The sequence below is a fragment of the Neobacillus niacini genome (assembly GCF_030817595.1).
Lineage (GTDB): Bacteria > Bacillota > Bacilli > Bacillales > Cytobacillaceae > Neobacillus > Neobacillus niacini_G.
This window is the reverse complement of record NZ_JAUSZN010000001.1, coordinates 2,765,686-2,782,999: the sequence shown is the minus strand read 5'-3', so window position 1 is coordinate 2,782,999 and position 17,314 is coordinate 2,765,686. Positions and strand designations below refer to the sequence as shown.

Sequence of the window (17,314 nt, the reverse complement as noted above, 5' to 3'; positions counted from 1 at the left end):
AAAAGCCTTGCTGCCAAGGCTTTTTTTATGCTAATAACTTTTGCGTATTCGATTATATAGTAACAATACATATATCATCAGTGAAATAATCGTAATCAGTGGACCCGCTTCTGTTAATTTATGAAAATAAATTTGCGGCCATGTACCTTGACCAAAGAGGTTAACAGGAATCGCATTAGATGGTTCTTCTGTTTGATAAAACCGGACATAAATTGGTTTCCATAAGAGTAAAGCAAAGAAGCTGGCAAAAAGCCCCTGGGCAATTCGTGCAAAAAAGAATGGTTTAAATCGTATGTCAGTTTGTGCCAAAATACTTGCAACCTGGGCTTGAACACTAAATCCGCTAAATCCTAAAATAAAGCTCGTAACAATCGCTTGCTGAAGCAAAGTAGCGTCTCCAACCCGGCTTGTTAAATCGCTCCCAAGCGTAATTTCAAATAAACCTGAAATAAATGGAATACTGAGCATATCAGGGAGTGAAAGGGTGGAAAATAGAAAATCAAAACCTCTTGCTAGTGCAGCAGTAATATGTAGATGAAATAGCAGCTTGTTGATTACCGAAAATAAAATAATGAATCCGCCAACCATTAACAAAGTTTGAATAGAAGAATTTACAGCATCTCCAAGAAGTTTGCCAATTGGCCGCTTGTCTTTAATTCTAGTTTGATGCAATGCAGAAAAGGCGGACTTAAGAATAAATTTATTTTCCTTGTCCTTTTTCCTATTAGGGGTTTCATTCCCATAAAACCGCATCATTAACCCAACACAAATATTCCCCAAATAATGGGCCAATGCTAAAATGACTCCTAATTGCGGGTTATGGAAAAAACCAACAGCTACAGCACCGAAGATAAATAATGGGTTAGAGGAGTTAGTGAAGGAAGCAAGCCGTTCTGCTTCAATTTGTGTCAGCTGACCTTCCTGACGGAGTCTTGCGGATAGCTTAGCTCCTGCTGGAAATCCAGAAGCCATTCCCATTGCCCAAACAAACCCTCCTACCCCGGGAACTCGGAAAAGCGGCCTCATGAGCGGCTCTAATAACACTCCAATAAACTTAACTACGCCGAAACCTATTAGCATTTCGGATACGATAAAAAAAGGCAGTAAAGAAGGAAAAACGATTTCCCACCACATTGTTAGTCCACGTAGAGATGCTTCAAAAGATTCCTTCGGAAAAGCGATCATGGAACCAGCTAAAATTATTACAGCTATAGATAGAAAGATTGTTTTTAATTTTGAATAAAACAATGTATAATCCTCCTTTCCGAGGGTTTTGTTATACTGTATAAATAAGAAATGTTAAAATAAGGATTACTCACTCTTTTTAAATTCGGCCTTGTCCCCATATATCACAAATATACTCATATAACGCCAATTTAGACCATAAGATTGAACGAGATTTCTCCTAACAAATTGTATAGTGTCATAAAGCTTTTATAGCTTATGAAAAGGGAGGGAACACATATGGAGCGTCCTAAAATAGGATTAGCGCTTGGTTCCGGCGGAGCACGGGGTTTTGCCCATTTAGGGGTTATTAAAGTCTTGAAGGAAGCAGGAATTCCCATAGATATAATCGCAGGAAGCAGTATGGGAGCACTTGTTGGCAGTTTTTATGGGGCAGGTATTGAACTTGACCGTTTATATAAATTATCAACTGCATTTAAGCGGAAGTATTTCTTAGATTTTACCGTTCCAAAAATGGGATTTATTGCCGGGAAACGAGTAAAGGAATTTATTAGAGTGTTTACCCATGGTAAAAATATCGAAGAATTATCTATCCCAATAGGAATTGTTGCTACCGATCTGCTTACAGGTGAAAAAGTTGTTTTTAAACAAGGGCCAGTTGCTGAAGCTGTCAGAGCAAGTATAGCGATACCAGGAATTTTTGTGCCTGAAAAATATAATGGTAGAATCTTAGTGGATGGCGGTGTGTCAGATAGGGTTCCCGTATCGGTGGCGAAGGAAATGGGAGCAGATATTGTAATAGCGGTTGATGTATCTAGAGTGAAGCGGAACGCAGAAATAACTTCTATTTACGATGTTATCATGCAAAGTATCGATATCATGCAAACCGAAATTATTAATTATCGTGAGATTGCTTCAGATATCATGATTCGTCCGCCTGTCGAAGTGTATAGCTCCCGTGCGTTTACGAATATTGAAGAGATTATCGCACTAGGAGAAGAAGAGGCGAAGAAAAATTTGGATTTTATAAAAAAGGTTATAAAGGAATGGAAGGGGCAGGGCTTTTGAAAAGCAAAATATTTATAGGGTCTTCCATTGTTATTGCACTGATGATGATAGCAGGAATATTTTTTTCATTACCTTATTATGTTTCGAAACCAGGTATTGCAAAAGAATTAGCACCTATCATACAAGTTGCAGGAGGTACGGAGGAAAAGGGAAGCTATATGCTGACAACAGTAAGGATGGGAAGGGCTAATATTTATTCTTATGTTGAGGCTAAACTCTTTGATTATGTTGAACTCTACCCAGTGGAAGCCATACTACACGAAACAGAAACACAAGATGAATATAACGCGAGACAGCTGCATATGATGGCAGGTTCCAAGTTAAATGCCATTGAAGTGGCATATAAAAAAGCAGGATACCCTGTTGAATACGAATACAAAGGGGTTTACATTGTTCAGGTAGTCCCTGACATGCCCGCAGATGGAAAATTACTTGCTGGTGATCGAATTACTCAGGTAGATGGACAAGAATTTTCCTCTTCTGAAAGGTTTATCGAGTATGTGGGTAAGAAAAAGGCAGGAGAGCAAGTAGAATTAACGATAACCAGAGAAGATAGAACAAAAACAGTGAAAATAAGTGTAGAGCCCTTTAAGGATGACCCAAAGAAAATCGGCATCGGTATTTCTTTAGTTGATGATAAGGAAATTATTGTTGATCCTAAAGTTACGGTCAAGACGGATGAAATCGGTGGACCTTCTGCCGGTTTGATGTTCTCACTAGAAATCTATGATCAATTAATGGAAGAGGACTTTACAAAAGGGTACAAAATTGCAGGAACAGGGACAATCGATCCAAATGGAATTGTTGGACCAATTGGAGGAATCGATCAAAAAATAGTAGCTGCAGACAAGGCGGGAGCAGAGATTTTCTTTGCCCCGAATGAAAAAGGCATCAAGGATTCCAATTACAAACTAGCAGTTAAGACAGCCAGGGAGATTGATTCAAAAATGAAGATTGTTCCAGTGGATGTTATAGATGACGCGATTAATTATTTGCAGAAGTTACCAATAAAATAAAAAAATGGTGCCTCAGTGGCATCATTTTTTTTATTCTATATAAATAGGTGGTTGTTTATATTCCTGTTGTAATAAGCGTTCCCTAGTTTGGTTTCCTATCCCGAAGGAATAAACTCTAGAAGCCCTAATATCTAATAAGATTTCATTTTCCTTATATGCAGATAGTTTAGAAATGAGTGGTAGAGAAAATTGAGATTTATACTTATTCAAGTAATCTTTTCCATTCTTTGTCATACCTAACAGTCGTAAGTAGGAAGGTGTCTCAGACGTGCTTTTCATATCAGTCTTTTTTGTATTGGTTAAGATATGAACACAAATTCTTTGCAGCCTTGTCCAGGTGTAGCGTTTCGTTTTTATCTTTTGCATAAATTCCTTGAAAGTAGTGGAATCTAGTGCAGCTGCTAGTATACGATGCTCAATTCCTTCTTCTACCTCATAAACTTCTCTTAACTCTTCAGGATTCATATGCAACAAGCGAAAGCGTAAATAGGTCCAGTAATTTTCCCATTCGTGGAAATGTCCATATACAGCTAAGTATTCTTTCAAAAGGGTGCTCGTTGCATCAGGAACATATTGTTCAATCGAGCTATTTTCTTTTTTACTGGCAAACAATGCTTTCCTTATGCTTGTGGCACTCGCGATGGTCTCTGTAGCAAAGTGCTCGTCATGGTAATCAGCATTTTTTCTTTTTACCGTGAGAGGAAGGATTGAACTTTTTTGCTGCATTATAGATTTCACATAATGAAAACCAAGAATATTATTCGGTTTATCTAAACTCAAAATATTTTCAGGGCTTGACAATGATTGAAAAGACAACGATAATGCTCTAGGGTAACTAACACCTGATTTTATATTCATTTTAATCTTTTCATCAAAACGCTCTTTATGTGTATCCAAATAATCAACCGTCTCGAAGAAGGATGATATATCGCCGCTTTCGCTGCCAAAGCAAAGTGAATGGCAGCCAATCGCATCTAAAATAGAAACAGCACCATTTGCGAATGTTTCTGCCTTTTGTGTGGCAAAACGATAAGGCAGTTCTAGGACAATATCAACGCCATTTAGCAAAGCCATCCTTGCACGATACCATTTAGATATAAGAGCAGGCTCACCACGTTGAAGAAAATTCCCACTCATAACGGCTATAGCTAAATCAGCTTGTGCTAATTCCTTTGCAGCTTGTAAATGATAGGCATGACCATTATGAAAAGGGTTATATTCGACAATTACACCAACAGCTTTCATTTTTAATGTTCTCCTTATTCTTTAAATCATCTAATTCTTTTGGTAATCGTATTATAGCAAAAATTACCATAATAAGATAATTGGCTACGATATTTAGAAGCTGGGACTGTAATCTGATTTAACTGGGTAAACTAATATGAAGAGCTTATTTTAAGAAAAATAGTAAAATGAAAAATCGCATTTTAGGTGTAAAGAAAAAACATTGACAAAAATTTAATCGAAGGCTATAATTACCTTTGTTGCCTTGGGGTGATTCAATTGAAATGGACATTAAGCCAATTACAAAAATATCGAAACAAGGATTTTCTGATTGACGATATCATTCGAGTTGATGAGATAAAAGAAACGGATCCGTCGATTCGTGAAGTATCTCCGATGCATATTACTGGTCGGGGTGATATTGATTCAACGAAAGTGACATTTCATCTGAAAATTGAGGGTCATTTAATCCTGCCTTGTTCTCGTACTTTAGTGGATGTTAAACTTCCAATTAATGTCGAAACAACTGAAACTTTCCTCTTACAAGGTTCAGTTTATGAAACTGAAGAGGAAGTTTATCAAGTAAAAGGGGAAGTAATTGATCTAATGCCAGTCATTAGAGAAATTCTTTTACTAGAAGTTCCAATGCAGGTGTTCTGTGAAGATGTCAATCATGAAGATGCTGCACCTCAATCCGGTAAGGACTGGGAAGTTCTGAGTGATGTGGATCAATCCAAAAAGATTGATCCAAGATTAGCAGGTCTTGCAAAGTTTTTTGACAAAAACAATTCTTCTTCCGAATCATAATCAGCAAAACAAGAAGCAAAGTGAAGAACCAGCATTCCTGGCCTTCATTACTTTCTTAATACTCTTTAAGGAGGTGGGAAGAATGGCTGTACCTTTTAGAAGGACTTCTAAAACTGTAAAAAGAAAACGTCGTACACATTTTAAATTAAACGTACCTGGTATGGTAAGCTGCCCAAACTGTGGTGAAATGAAACTTTCACACCGCGTATGTAAAGCTTGCGGAACATACAAAGGAAAAGACGTTGTTAACGACTAATTTCCATTAGGATAAAAAGCACAAGGAGCAGTATGCCCTTGTGCTTTTGTCGTTTTCAAGTAATCGTACATACATACATATATCAGGGGAAGGGGGACACTTATTTGTCGTTTTCCATTGAGAAACGTGAAAAGGGTTATTTATTATTTACAATCACTAGAAGCGAAACAAGAAATGCCGTTAATTATGATGTCATGCAAGGATTAACAGAGGCTATCTCGTTAATGAATGATCCAACGATTAAGGCGCTTGTCATTACTGGGGAAGGGGATCAGGCTTTTTGTTCAGGGGGTGACTTATCTGTTTTTCACCAACTTCAGACAAAGGAAGAAGCGTATGGAATGCTTTCAAAAATGTCACACATTCTTTATTCACTGTTGACACTAACAAAGCCAACGGTTGCTCTATTAAATGGTACAGCCGTTGGCGGCGGGTGTGAGCTGGCTGCTGCATGTGATTTTCGTTTAGCGAGAGAAGGAATAAGAGCTGGATTTGTACAAGGTAAACAAGCTATCACCACTGGTTGGGGCGGGGGAACGATATTAGCAGAAAAACTACCAGCGGCACTCAGCATGAAGCTTTTAATGGAAGCTGAAATTCAAACTGCTGAATATTTAAGAGAAGCGGGCTTTATTGATCATATGTATTCAAATAATAACATCAGTGCATGCGAAACCTTTTTGGAGAAGCTTTTAACAGTCGATTTAAAGGTTTTAGAATCGTATAAAATGATGTGGATTTTAAAATGGGAAGAAAACAAGCTAAGAGAAAGAATAGAAAAAGAAGTAAGAAATTGCAGTGTTCTCTGGGAAAGTGAGTCACATCATAAGTATGTACAAAATTTTATTAGTAAAAAAATGAAGAAATAAGAATAAAGACAATCTGTTATCAGTCTATCTTTTCTAGTAGATGCATATGTATGAATAAAAACACTAGGAGGGATTTGACTGATGTCACCAACTCGCCAAGATGCATGGTCCCAAGATGAAGATTTATTGCTTGCTGAAGTTGTGTTAAGACATATTCGAGAAGGTGGAACACAGCTTCAAGCATTTGAGGAAGTTGGAAAACAACTTTCTCGTACTTCTGCGGCTTGCGGATTTCGTTGGAACTCATTTGTTAGGAAGCAGTATAAATCAGGAATTGAACTGGCTAAAAAACAGAGGAAAGAACTAAAAAAACAAAGTATTCCGACGGATAATGAGATAACAAAAGAGGTTGTCACTGAAGAAACTCCATCCTCTAGTGAAGTAAGGAGTGAAGGTATAACATTTCAAGCAGTTCTTCACTTCTTAGAAAGTTTACAAAAGCAAGCAGCTGCTGCTTCTAGCATCGAAGAAGCAAAAGAAAAGTCCATCAAAAAAATAAAAGAACTTGAAAAAAAATCTTATTCGCTTGCAGCTGAGAATGAAAGATTAGCAAAGAATTTAAAAGCGATTGAAGAGGACTATCGTTCATTAATTGAAATTATGGAAAGAGCAAGAAAAATGGTGGTCTTACAAGAAGAAGATCGACAGCAAAAAGTGAAATTCCAGATGGATAAAAACGGAAATCTCGAAAGAGTGGAAAAATAGTAAAAGCGGACATTATGTCCGCTTTTTACGTTTATTCATTATGCTGTGCTTCTACACCTTCAGGATACCAGACGAGTGGATTTTCACCACGGTCACGCTCCATATCGTATTCAACATTTGTAAAGCTCATGTGCTCCCAAAAGCTTCTTGATTGTACTCTCGGGTTTGTTTTAATTGGCAGGCCGAAGCTTTTAGCGAACTCTACAAGTTGTTTACCGTATCCCTTACCTTGATAATCAGGTAAAACCTCAAGTTTCCATAATTCTAGATAATTTTGTGGAGGATAGAAATACCGGTCAAATTTAGCGTCAATTTGATATAGACTCATTCGAGCTACTAGTTTGTCTCCGAAATAGATTCCGTAAAAAGGAGAGTCACTATCATTATCAATCATATTTGCTTCTAAGTCTTCAATCATGGAGAGTTCTTGAATGCCATATTCTTTAAATTTTTTAAATTCCTCTAATGTTTTAAAATTAATTTTTAATTTTTCAACTTTTAACACCATATAAGCGCTCCCCCTAAGAAATGAATTAATATCATTATATAACAAAGAAGCAAAAAATTCTTTATATATCCCTTGGAAAGCGTTTTATTTCTTTTTAAGGACAATCATACACACTACGGGCTGCATCTGATAAAATATAAAATAAAAAAGACAATAAATGGGTGGGTATCGTGAAGATTGGCATTATTGGGGCTGGTTCTATTGGATTATTATTCGCAGCATATTTAAGCAAGGCTTTTTCTGTCACACTTTATACCAAAACAACTGAACAAGCAGAGATCATTAATCAAAACGGGATATACCTGCAAGATGTCGGTGATTTACAAAGCAGAGTTAGTATTCAAGCCCTTCCTGTTTCTAATTGGACTGGTTTAGAAGAATTAACGATCATTGCTGTAAAACAATACCAAATTCATTCTATTATTCATCAGATAAATAGTTTGGAGTGTATTCCTCATAACCTATTATTTTTACAAAATGGAATGAGTCATTTAAAATTACTAAAAAATATTCCTGCGACTAATATTTTTGTTGGATCCGTTGAGCATGGGGCCAGTAAAATTAATACATACACGGTTTCTCACAATGGAAAAGGGGCTATTAATGTTGCTCTTTTTAAAGGCAGTATTGAAACAATAAAGGAGTTTGGTGAGCTTTGCGCCGCTATTGATTTCCCGATTACCTTGAAAGAAGATTTTTATAATATGCTGATAAATAAATTAATTGCAAATGCAGTCATTAATCCTTTAACAGCCATCCTTCAAATCAAAAATGGTGAGTTAATAACCAACACTTTTTATTTTGCTGCTGTAAAAAAACTATTTCTAGAAATCTCATTTATTCTAAACCTAGAAGACCCTATTAATAGATTTAGAGAAGTGCTCCGAATTTGTAAAAAAACCGGACATAACCAGTCATCCATGCTAAAAGACCTGGAGGCGGGAAGAAGGACTGAAATTGACGCAATACTAGGCTTTTTAATAGAGGAGGCTGAGGTTCAACGAAAAACCGCAACGAACATTGAAAGCTATTATTATTTAATTAAAGGGAAAGAAAAGGATCGGAGGAGAGTTAATTGAATTCATTTATCTCATCAATTATTACCATTTTCTTAACAGTACCTCTTCTCGGTTTTTTTATCATTTATGTATTGAATAAGCTTATAACAAAAAACACTCGAAAGTCATTTCATAAAGCGTTGGATTACTCAACGATCCTCTTTATAGTGGCTGTCCATTTTTTGTTAATAACGATTTGGGGTAAATCGTTTTTTGGCTTAATTTTGCTAATTTTACTCGTAATTGCAATGATATTTGTCGTCATACATTGGAAGATAAAAGGAGAAATTATATTTACTAAGGTTTTTAAAGGGTTTTGGCGTTTTAATTTTCTTATCTTCTTTTTTGCTTATATATCCCTAACTGTATTTGGCATACTGCGGAGTGCATTAACTTTTACATTTTCTTAAGCAAAGATTTTTTTTATTAGGTTGGATAATGCTATACTCATATGGAATGAATATGGTTGATCAGAAAGGAAGTACTTAAATGGAGATTTTAAATCTCTCATTGTCAGCTACGAATCGATTTGCTTCTAATTATCTAGAACAATCCTCTGATATTCTGCCTTTTTTCCATTATCGGTTTAATGACTTTGCCGAAGATCAGAAGAGGTTAGACGAATTAAGCAATCGACACTTTCCTCGTGAAAAAGTAGCTGGTCACATAGAGAAATTTATGGAACGTTTTCCATCATCAGAAGCAGTGGAAAATTCACTTGCAAAACTAAAACAATTGAATAGTGTAGTGGTTATCGGCGGTCAACAAGCAGGTATCCTTACAGGACCTCTTTATTCGATACATAAGATCATCTCCATTATTAAATTAGCAGAGGAAAAAGAGAAGCAGCTTGGTGTACCTGTCATTCCTGTATTTTGGATAGCTGGGGAAGACCATGATTTCCATGAAGTAAATCATGTGTTTATGGCAGGTAAGCAAAGAGTAGACAAATGGTCATACCCTGAAAAGGTTAAACAGAAGAAAATGGTCTCAGATATCGCCCTTAACAAAGACGTTTGCCGACAATGGGTCATTAATGTAATTGAAAACTTCGGTGAGACTAATCAAACTAAGCAGCTAATCAACTTTGCGGAAAAAGCATTGAGCAATTCCTCAACGTTTGTCGACTTCTTTGCTAACATTGTAATGGAGCTTTTTAAGGATTATGGCTTGTTAATTGTTGATTCGGGTGATCGTAAGTTCCGTCTTTTGCAGACAGAGCAATTTGCTCAACAAATTGAGCAACACAGGGAAATTACCACTTGTTTACTTGAACAGCAAAGTATTATAGGTAAAAAGGAATATCCAATCACAATCGATTCACATGAAAAAGCCGCAAACTTGTTTTATTACAGTCCAAAATCAAATGAACGAATCTTGCTTGAATTTGATTCAGAAAGTAATACATTTGTGGGGAAGAGTGGAGTTGTTTCCTTTACCAAGGAAGAACTAATCGGAATTGCCTATCAGGACCCAGCAAAACTTAGTAATAATGTGGTGACGCGGCCATTAATGCAAGAGTGGCTATTCCCAACATTGGCATTTATTGCTGGACCGGGGGAAATCTCTTATTGGGCTGAATTAAAGCTGGTTTTTGAGCATTTTAAAATAAAAATGCCTCCAATTGTTCCGAGGTTAAACATAACCTTGGTGGAGAGAGCTGTTGAAAGTGATATTCATGAGCTAAACTTGGAATTAATCAAGGTATTGAGCAGGGGAACGGTGGAGGAAAGAGACCAATATCTAGAGTCAATTAAGGATAAAGAAGTATCTGAGTTATTCTCCACCCTGAAATCCGAGTTATTAAAGCAGTATGAACAGATTGAGATGAAAACCAACCAACTTGATAGAAGTCTGCTGCCTCTAGTAAAGAAAAATGAAACCTATTTATTAAAACAGATTGGGTTTTTGGAAACAAAGCTGGAGGAATCCGTAAAATCAAGGTTCAATGTAATTCTAAGTAAGTATAATCGTATCGATTTATCATTACGACCTGATGGATTTCCGCAAGAGCGAGTTTGGAACATTTTCTATTATTTAAATCTGTATGGAACAAGTTTTATTAAAGAATTAATGGAACTTGAGTTTGTATTTGATGGAAAGCACAAGGTAATAAAGCTTTAAGGACTTCACGCTTAGTGAAGTTCTTTTTTTTTGAAGAAATTTACTGCAAATAAAGGATTTAGGGAACTAGGAAAAGAATAATTAAAAAATAGGTGGAGGAAAGTGGGGGAATGTGGTACATTTTAAATAGAAAGTGGGGGTACCGGGTATGTTTATGGGTGAATACCATCATAGCATTGATAATAAGGGCCGGATGATTGTGCCTTCCAAATTCCGCGAAGAGCTTGGAGAAATGTTTATCATCACACGCGGTTTGGATCAATGTCTGTTTGGTTACCCATTAAAAGAGTGGGCACTTATCGAAGACAAACTAAAAGGCCTGCCCCTAACAAAAAAAGACGCCCGTGCATTTACCCGATTTTTCTTTTCCGGTGCAACAGAGAGTGAACTCGATAAACAAGGAAGAATAAATATTCCAGCACCATTACTTCAGTATGCAAAACTAGAAAAAGAATGTGTAGTTTTAGGAGTATCCAATCGAATTGAAATTTGGAGCAAGCAGATTTGGGAAGACTATTTCTCAGAGTCTGAAGAATCTTTTGCCGAAATTGCAGAAAATATGATTGGTTTTGATATATAATGGACAAGTTATTCTATTATAACTCCGTTTTATATCGTTCGATTGGAAAAGGTGATAATGATGTTTGAACATACAACTGTGTTACTAGATGAAGCTGTTAACGGATTGAATATTAAACCAGACGGCATTTATGTTGATTGTACATTAGGTGGGGCTGGACACAGTTCCCTGATACTATCAAAACTTACTGATAATGGAAAATTGTTTGCCTTCGATCAAGACGAAGTAGCTATTGCCAATGCAAAAGAGAAATTGTCACGCTACGGTGAGCAGCTAACCATAATCAAGAGCAATTTCTTATACCTCAAGGAAGAACTTGAAAAGCTTGGGATTGAAAAAGTTGATGGGGTCCTATATGACCTTGGTGTTTCCTCTCCCCAATTGGACACTCCGGAAAGAGGATTCAGTTACCATCATGACGCACCACTCGACATGAGAATGGACAATGATGCGGATATTTCAGCCTATGATGTTATTAACCATTGGTCTTATGAGGATTTAGTTAGGATCTTTTTTCGCTATGGAGAAGAGAAATTTTCTAAGCAAATTGCACGAAAAATAGAGGCTAGAAGAGAAATTAAGCCAATTGAAACTACATTTGAGCTGGTTGAACTTATTAAGGAAGGGATTCCTGCCCCAGCAAGAAGAAAGGGCGGACATCCAGCCAAGAGGATATTTCAAGCTGTCAGGATTGCTGTTAATGATGAATTAGCAGTTTTTGAAAAATCTTTGCAAAAAGCAATTGATATCCTTAATCCGGAAGGTAGAATCAGTGTTATTACTTTCCACTCTTTAGAAGACCGGATTTGTAAGGCGGCTTTTAAAAAGGCAAGTGAAACACCAGATTTACCGCATGGATTACCGATAATTCCTGAAGAATTTAAGCCGATTTTAAAGTTGATTACGCGAAAGCCTATTCTTCCTTCTGAAGAAGAATTAGAACATAATAACCGCGCACGATCTGCAAAATTACGGATTGCGGAAAAACTATAATATAAAGAGAAATAAAAAATAACCATGTGGAGGGGAAAGAATGAGTAGTCTTGCCAGGAAATTTCAGCAACAACAGCAAGTAGAACGGACAGTACAGGAACAAAGTATTGTAAAAACAAAAAAGCACTGGCTTACACCTGGGGAGAAAATAATCGGAGTAGTATTTACAGGGTTGGTTTGTTTTGGTGCCGTCCATCTGATCTCGAATCAAGCGGAAATTTACCAGGTGAATAAGGAAATTCAGGAGGTCCAAACCTCTGTTAATGAGCTTGAAAAGATTAATAGTGACCTGCAGGTACAAGTAAGTGAGTTGAGTACCTACGAGAGAATTTTAGAAAAGGCAACGCAAATGGGGCTTGTAAAAAACGAAAATAACGTCAAGGTTGTGCAAGAGAAATGACCAAGAAACAACCATATATGAATGTCGGGGCAGCCGTATTGTTTGGATTATTCGGCCTGCTCTTTTTTATATTACTTTCTAGATATTTTACCATTCAATTTACTGGTGAGGTCGGATCACAGCCACTTGCTGCGAAAGCTGAGCAAAAGTACAGCAGAACGGGAAATTTGGAAGCGGCAAGAGGTGTGATTTATGATCGTAATGAGGTAGTCATTTCCGAGGATACTACTTCTTACACGTTAATTGCGATATTGGATAAAAAGATGACGACCAATCCAAAAAATCCTAATCATGTAACGGATCCAAAAAAAACAGCTAGGGAATTAGCTAAGATTATTGATATGGAAGAGTCCGAGATTTATAGTATTTTGACCAAAGATCAGTTTCAAGTGGAATTTGGCAAAGCAGGAAGAGATATTTCTCACCAAACAAAAAAAGAAATTGAAGCCTTAAAGCTTCCGGGGATTACTTTTAAACGCGATTCGAAAAGGTTTTATCCGAATGGAATCTTTGCTTCTCACTTGGTTGGGTATGCAGACAGAGTGGAAGAAAAGGATGGAACCTACAATTATGTTGGAATGATGGGGATTGAAAAGACCCTAAACGATGAACTGACAGGTAAGGACGGAAAAATTAATTACGAAAGTGATTTATGGGGATATCTGCTTCCGAACGGGGAGCAGAAGGTTACTCCAGCACAGAACGGAAATGATGTCTATTTAACCATCGATCAAAAGATTCAAACCTTTTTGGAAGACGCCATGAACAAAGTAGTGGATGAATATAATCCTAAAAAAATCATTGCTATTGTAGCGGATCCTAAAACAGGCGACATTTTAGCCATGGGACAGAGACCTTCCTTTCACCCTAAAACGAAGGAAGGCATAAATCAGAGCTGGCATAATGAAGCAATTGAAACATCTTTTGAGCCTGGCTCAACGATGAAGATCTTTACGCTTGCTGCGGCAATTGAAGAAAAGAAATTTAACCCGAATGATATGTTCCAGTCCGGTTCTTATCAAGTAACCTCAAAAGATAAGCCGATACATGATCATAAAAGATCTGGCTGGGGAACGATTACTTATCTTGAAGGAGTTCAGCGCTCTTCGAATGTTGCCTTTGCGAAAATAGCAAATGAACTCTTAGGTTTTGAAAAGTTCAGAGAATACTTGACTAAATTTGGTTTTGATAACCCAACGGGGATTGACTTGCCTGCTGAAACGTCGGGAAAAATCCAATTTACTTGGCCAATTGAAAAAGCAACGACCGCATATGGGCAGGGAACTGCGATTACTCCCATTCAGCAAATCCAAGCGATGACTGCGATCGCTAACAATGGGAAAATGATGAAGCCGCAAGTGATTGAAAAAATTGTCAATCACGACACTGGTGAAGTAATCAAAAATGTGACACCTGAGGTTGTTTCAACACCTATTTCCGCTGAAACCGCCAAGGAGGTTCGTGATATCCTTGAAACGGTAGTTACCAATAAAGAAACAGGTACGGGGACTCGATATCAAATTGATGGCTATAGTGTTGCTGGGAAAACAGGAACAGCTAGTATTCCTGATCCAAAGGGCGGATATTTAGATGGACAAGAAGATTATATCTTTTCATTCTTAGGTATGGCACCAAAAGATGATCCGAAGTTAATTGTCTATGTAGCTGTCCAGCAGCCTGAAATAGAACATTATTCTATGGGATCGATACCTGTTTCAAAGGTTTTTAATCCCGTTATGAAAAATAGTTTACAGTATTTAAATATTCAGCCTTCACAGCAAGAAAAAGCCTCAACTGCGAAACTAGCAGATTTAGTGGGGCAAGATGTAACAAAATCAGTTAAGCAACTTGAGGAATCAGGTCTACAAGTAGTTGTGCTGGGAAAAGGTGACAAAGTCACGGGTCAGCTTCCTGCAGCAGATACGGATGTCCTTGAGGGTGAGAAAATAATTATCAAAACCGAAGATAAATTGGCAGCACCGGATATGACAGGATGGTCGCTAAGAGACGTAATGAAGGTCGCGAAGATTTCGGGGATGAAACTAAATTCTACTGGCAGTGGTTATGTTGTTAAGCAAAATATTAAAGAAGGTGCTTTCTTACGCAAGGGAGATTTTCTTATCGTGGATTTAAAAACGACAGAAGAAAAGCTAGAAATTGAAGCAAAAGAATCGGAAGAAAGTACAAAAGGCACAGAGGAAGAATTAGAGAATCTCCCAAGGGATTAATAGTGATAGAACAGTAATAGTTGACGTTCTATTCAATATAGTACAAGCATATAAATGAACGAGTAGGATAAAGGAGGCTCGTTCATTTTATGCGTGTTTCAAATGTAACTGTCCGTAAAAGGTTAATGATTGCAATGTTCGTAGGAATCTTAATTTTTCTAATTATTGATGTCCGCCTTGGGTATGTACAGTTTGTTTTAGGGGATAAGTTGACCGGTCAAGCAAAGGGGTCATGGAGTAGAAATATTCCTTTTGAACCGGAGCGCGGGGAGATTATAGACCGCAATGGTGTGCCATTAGCAACAAATATTAGTGCTCCAACAGTATATGTGATACCAAGACAGGTCAAGGACCCTGCAGCTACATCAGAGAAATTAGCAGCAGTGTTAAATATTCCAAAAGAAAATGCTTACCGACAAATCACTGAGGGTAAATCTATTATCAGGATAAAAGAAGGACGAAAGATTTCTCATGAAAAGGCAAAAGAGATCAGGGCTTTAGGACTCGAAGGGGTATATATCGGTGAAGACTCTAAAAGACATTATCCGTTCGGAAGTTATCTTTCTCATGTTCTAGGATTTTCTGGGGTGGACAACCAGGGGTTAATGGGATTGGAACTTTACTACGATAAAGAGTTAAGTGGAGAAAGAGGCGCAGTTAAGTTTTACGCCAATGCTAAAGGAGAAAGAATGGACGACATGGCTGACGACTATGAGCAGCCAGTAGACGGACTTGATTTAAAGCTTACGATTGATACTAAAATTCAAACCATTATGGAGAGAGAACTAGATATAGCTGAAGCGACCTATAATCCTGACGGAATCATAGCGATTGCGATGGATCCAAATAATGGGAAGATATTAGGGATGTCAAGCCGACCTACATTTGACCCGGCTAACTTTCGAAACGTCTCACAAGAGGTGTATAACAGGAACCTTCCTGTATGGTCAAGCTATGAGCCTGGTTCAACCTTTAAAATCATCACTCTTGCCGCTGCTTTAGAGGAGGGTAAAGTTGATTTAGAAAAGGAACATTTTCATGATTCAGGTTCTGTAGAAGTAGCTGGGGCAAGATTGAAATGCTGGAAAAGAGGCGGTCATGGAAGTCAATCCTTCCTCGAGGTCGTGCAAAATTCATGTAACCCTGGGTTTGTAGAATTAGGGCAAAGATTAGGTAAAGATACATTGTTTAAATATATAAAAGACTTTGGTTTTGGCCAAAAAACAGGGATAGATTTAGCGGGCGAAGGATCAGGAATTTTGTTTAATTTAAATCGAGTCGGTCCGGTTGAATTAGCGACCACTGCGTTTGGTCAAGGGGTATCGGTTACTCCAATCCAACAAGTTGCAGCTGTTGCTGCGGCGGTAAACGGCGGGATTCTTTATAAACCGTACATTGCACAAGAGTTAATAGATCCTGTCACGAAAGAAGTGGTCATGAGAAATACTCCTGTTGCGAAAAGAAGAGTAATTTCTGAAGAGACATCCAAAGAAATCCGTCATGCACTTGAAACCGTAGTAGCTCAAGGTTCAGGGTTTAGGGCATTTGTTGATTCTTATCGGATTGGCGGCAAGACAGGAACAGCTCAAAAAGCTCAAAACGGCAGGTATTTGGAAAATAACTTTATCGTTTCTTTTATGGGCTTTGCTCCTGCAGATGATCCTCAAATTGTTGTTTATGTTGCGGTTGATAATCCGAAAGGCGGGCTTATTTTCGGTGGAACTGTAGCTGCTCCAATCGTTGGCAGTATTATGAAGGATGGTCTTATGGCACTGGGGGTAGAACCTCGAAAAGATCAAATTGAAAAGGAAATAAAATGGCCAGATAGACCATTAATTACACTGCCAGACCTAACGGGAATGACTAAGTTAGAAATCACAGAACAACTGCTGGATCTTAAAATTGACGCTAGCGGTGAAGGAGATATTGTGGTACGGCAGTCCCCGGAAGCTGGCTCAAAAGTCAAAGAAGGTTCAACCATTAGGCTTTATTTTGATAAAGAAGAATAAATAAATAGTTAAACGATAGAGTCAGGCGGCCGGAATGATTTCCGCCGCCTGTTCTTTTTAAAAAAAGACATAGATTCTCAAGGATAAATAGCATTCTATTGTGTTTTGCTGTAAAATAAAGTGAATCTTTTATAAGGTGATTTTTTATGTAGGCTGTGTTAAGGAATACTGTTGATTTTTAGAACCTGTTGATTGGAATGGAAGGCGCTCGACTCCTCGAAAATGCTATCGCATTTTCTTCTTGCGTGGGCAGATTCGAGGATGTAAATCAATGTCCTGCGGGA

At 37.6% G+C, this 17,314-nt stretch carries 17 protein-coding genes; 14 read left to right on the top strand and 3 right to left on the bottom strand.

Translation table 11 applies throughout. The features are described from left to right. Nucleotides 1-30: 30 nt before the first annotated feature. Nucleotides 31-1,248 carry a sporulation integral membrane protein YlbJ gene (gene ylbJ, locus QFZ31_RS13195; protein ID WP_307303439.1) on the bottom strand — a complete coding sequence of 406 codons (1,218 nt, stop codon included), beginning with the start codon at nt 1,246-1,248 and terminating at the stop codon, nt 31-33. A 216-nt stretch (nt 1,249-1,464) separates the two neighbouring features. On the opposite strand from ylbJ, the gene QFZ31_RS13190 reads away from it, so the two are divergent. Both QFZ31_RS13190 and QFZ31_RS13185 read left to right on the top strand, forming a co-directional pair. After that, complete coding sequence (locus QFZ31_RS13190) at nt 1,465-2,253, top strand: patatin-like phospholipase family protein (RefSeq protein ID WP_307303437.1); 789 nt, start codon at nt 1,465-1,467, stop codon at nt 2,251-2,253. Then, nucleotides 2,250-3,269, top strand: coding sequence for a SepM family pheromone-processing serine protease (locus QFZ31_RS13185; protein ID WP_307303436.1), 1,020 nt, complete (start codon nt 2,250-2,252; stop codon nt 3,267-3,269). The genes QFZ31_RS13190 and QFZ31_RS13185 overlap by 4 nt, the downstream gene beginning before the upstream one ends. 30 nt (nt 3,270-3,299) lie before the next feature. Here the strand turns inward: QFZ31_RS13185 and QFZ31_RS13180 are convergent, their stop codons facing one another. Then, nucleotides 3,300-4,514 carry a nucleotidyltransferase gene (locus QFZ31_RS13180; protein WP_307303435.1) on the bottom strand — a complete coding sequence of 405 codons (1,215 nt, stop codon included), beginning with the start codon at nt 4,512-4,514 and terminating at the stop codon, nt 3,300-3,302. 258 nt (nt 4,515-4,772) lie between these two features. Between QFZ31_RS13180 and QFZ31_RS13175 the strand changes: the two genes are divergently transcribed. From QFZ31_RS13175 to QFZ31_RS13160, 4 genes are all read left to right on the top strand, one after another. Continuing rightward, the gene (locus tag QFZ31_RS13175) at nt 4,773-5,300 is read left to right on the top strand and encodes a YceD family protein (protein ID WP_179597361.1); all 528 of its coding nucleotides are present in this window, start codon (nt 4,773-4,775) and stop codon (nt 5,298-5,300) included. 82 nt (nt 5,301-5,382) lie between these two features. Beyond that, entirely contained in the window at nt 5,383-5,556 is a 174-nt protein-coding gene (gene rpmF / locus QFZ31_RS13170) for a 50S ribosomal protein L32 (RefSeq protein WP_063251584.1), read from the top strand. Nucleotides 5,557-5,660: 104 nt separating this feature from the next. Next, nucleotides 5,661-6,425 (top strand): enoyl-CoA hydratase/isomerase family protein, encoded by a 765-nt coding sequence (locus tag QFZ31_RS13165; RefSeq protein WP_307303432.1) that lies wholly within the window; start codon nt 5,661-5,663, stop codon nt 6,423-6,425. A gap of 81 nt (nt 6,426-6,506) precedes the next feature. Next, entirely contained in the window at nt 6,507-7,130 is a 624-nt protein-coding gene (locus QFZ31_RS13160; RefSeq protein ID WP_307303430.1) for an RsfA family transcriptional regulator, read from the top strand. A 31-nt stretch (nt 7,131-7,161) separates the two neighbouring features. Here the strand turns inward: QFZ31_RS13160 and QFZ31_RS13155 are convergent, their stop codons facing one another. After that, on the bottom strand, nt 7,162-7,638 hold the full coding sequence (locus QFZ31_RS13155; protein WP_307303428.1) for an N-acetyltransferase: 477 nt from the start codon (nt 7,636-7,638) through the stop codon (nt 7,162-7,164). A 170-nt stretch (nt 7,639-7,808) separates the two neighbouring features. Between QFZ31_RS13155 and QFZ31_RS13150 the strand changes: the two genes are divergently transcribed. The 8 genes from QFZ31_RS13150 (at nt 7,809) to QFZ31_RS13115 (ending at nt 17,030) form a co-directional block, all read left to right on the top strand. Further along, nucleotides 7,809-8,717: a 2-dehydropantoate 2-reductase gene (locus tag QFZ31_RS13150; RefSeq protein ID WP_307303426.1), complete on the top strand. Its 909-nt coding sequence runs from the start codon at nt 7,809-7,811 to the stop codon at nt 8,715-8,717. After that, nucleotides 8,714-9,106, top strand: a complete 393-nt coding sequence (locus QFZ31_RS13145) for a DUF3397 domain-containing protein (RefSeq protein WP_307303425.1) — start codon at nt 8,714-8,716, stop codon at nt 9,104-9,106. Before QFZ31_RS13150 ends, QFZ31_RS13145 begins: the two co-directional genes overlap by 4 nt. Before the next feature lie 79 nt (nt 9,107-9,185). Next, the gene (bshC, locus tag QFZ31_RS13140) at nt 9,186-10,820 is read left to right on the top strand and encodes a bacillithiol biosynthesis cysteine-adding enzyme BshC (protein WP_307303423.1); all 1,635 of its coding nucleotides are present in this window, start codon (nt 9,186-9,188) and stop codon (nt 10,818-10,820) included. 148 nt (nt 10,821-10,968) lie between these two features. Further along, nucleotides 10,969-11,400: a division/cell wall cluster transcriptional repressor MraZ gene (gene mraZ, locus QFZ31_RS13135; RefSeq protein ID WP_306072615.1), complete on the top strand. Its 432-nt coding sequence runs from the start codon at nt 10,969-10,971 to the stop codon at nt 11,398-11,400. A 60-nt stretch (nt 11,401-11,460) separates the two neighbouring features. Then, nucleotides 11,461-12,393 carry a 16S rRNA (cytosine(1402)-N(4))-methyltransferase RsmH gene (rsmH, locus tag QFZ31_RS13130; RefSeq protein WP_306073299.1) on the top strand — a complete coding sequence of 311 codons (933 nt, stop codon included), beginning with the start codon at nt 11,461-11,463 and terminating at the stop codon, nt 12,391-12,393. A 40-nt stretch (nt 12,394-12,433) separates the two neighbouring features. Beyond that, complete coding sequence (gene ftsL, locus QFZ31_RS13125) at nt 12,434-12,793, top strand: cell division protein FtsL (protein WP_307303420.1); 360 nt, start codon at nt 12,434-12,436, stop codon at nt 12,791-12,793. Beyond that, nucleotides 12,790-15,021 (top strand): penicillin-binding protein, encoded by a 2,232-nt coding sequence (locus tag QFZ31_RS13120; RefSeq protein WP_307303417.1) that lies wholly within the window; start codon nt 12,790-12,792, stop codon nt 15,019-15,021. Before ftsL ends, QFZ31_RS13120 begins: the two co-directional genes overlap by 4 nt. Nucleotides 15,022-15,110: 89 nt before the next feature. Further along, entirely contained in the window at nt 15,111-17,030 is a 1,920-nt protein-coding gene (locus tag QFZ31_RS13115; RefSeq protein ID WP_307303415.1) for a stage V sporulation protein D, read from the top strand. Nucleotides 17,031-17,314 lie beyond the last annotated feature (284 nt).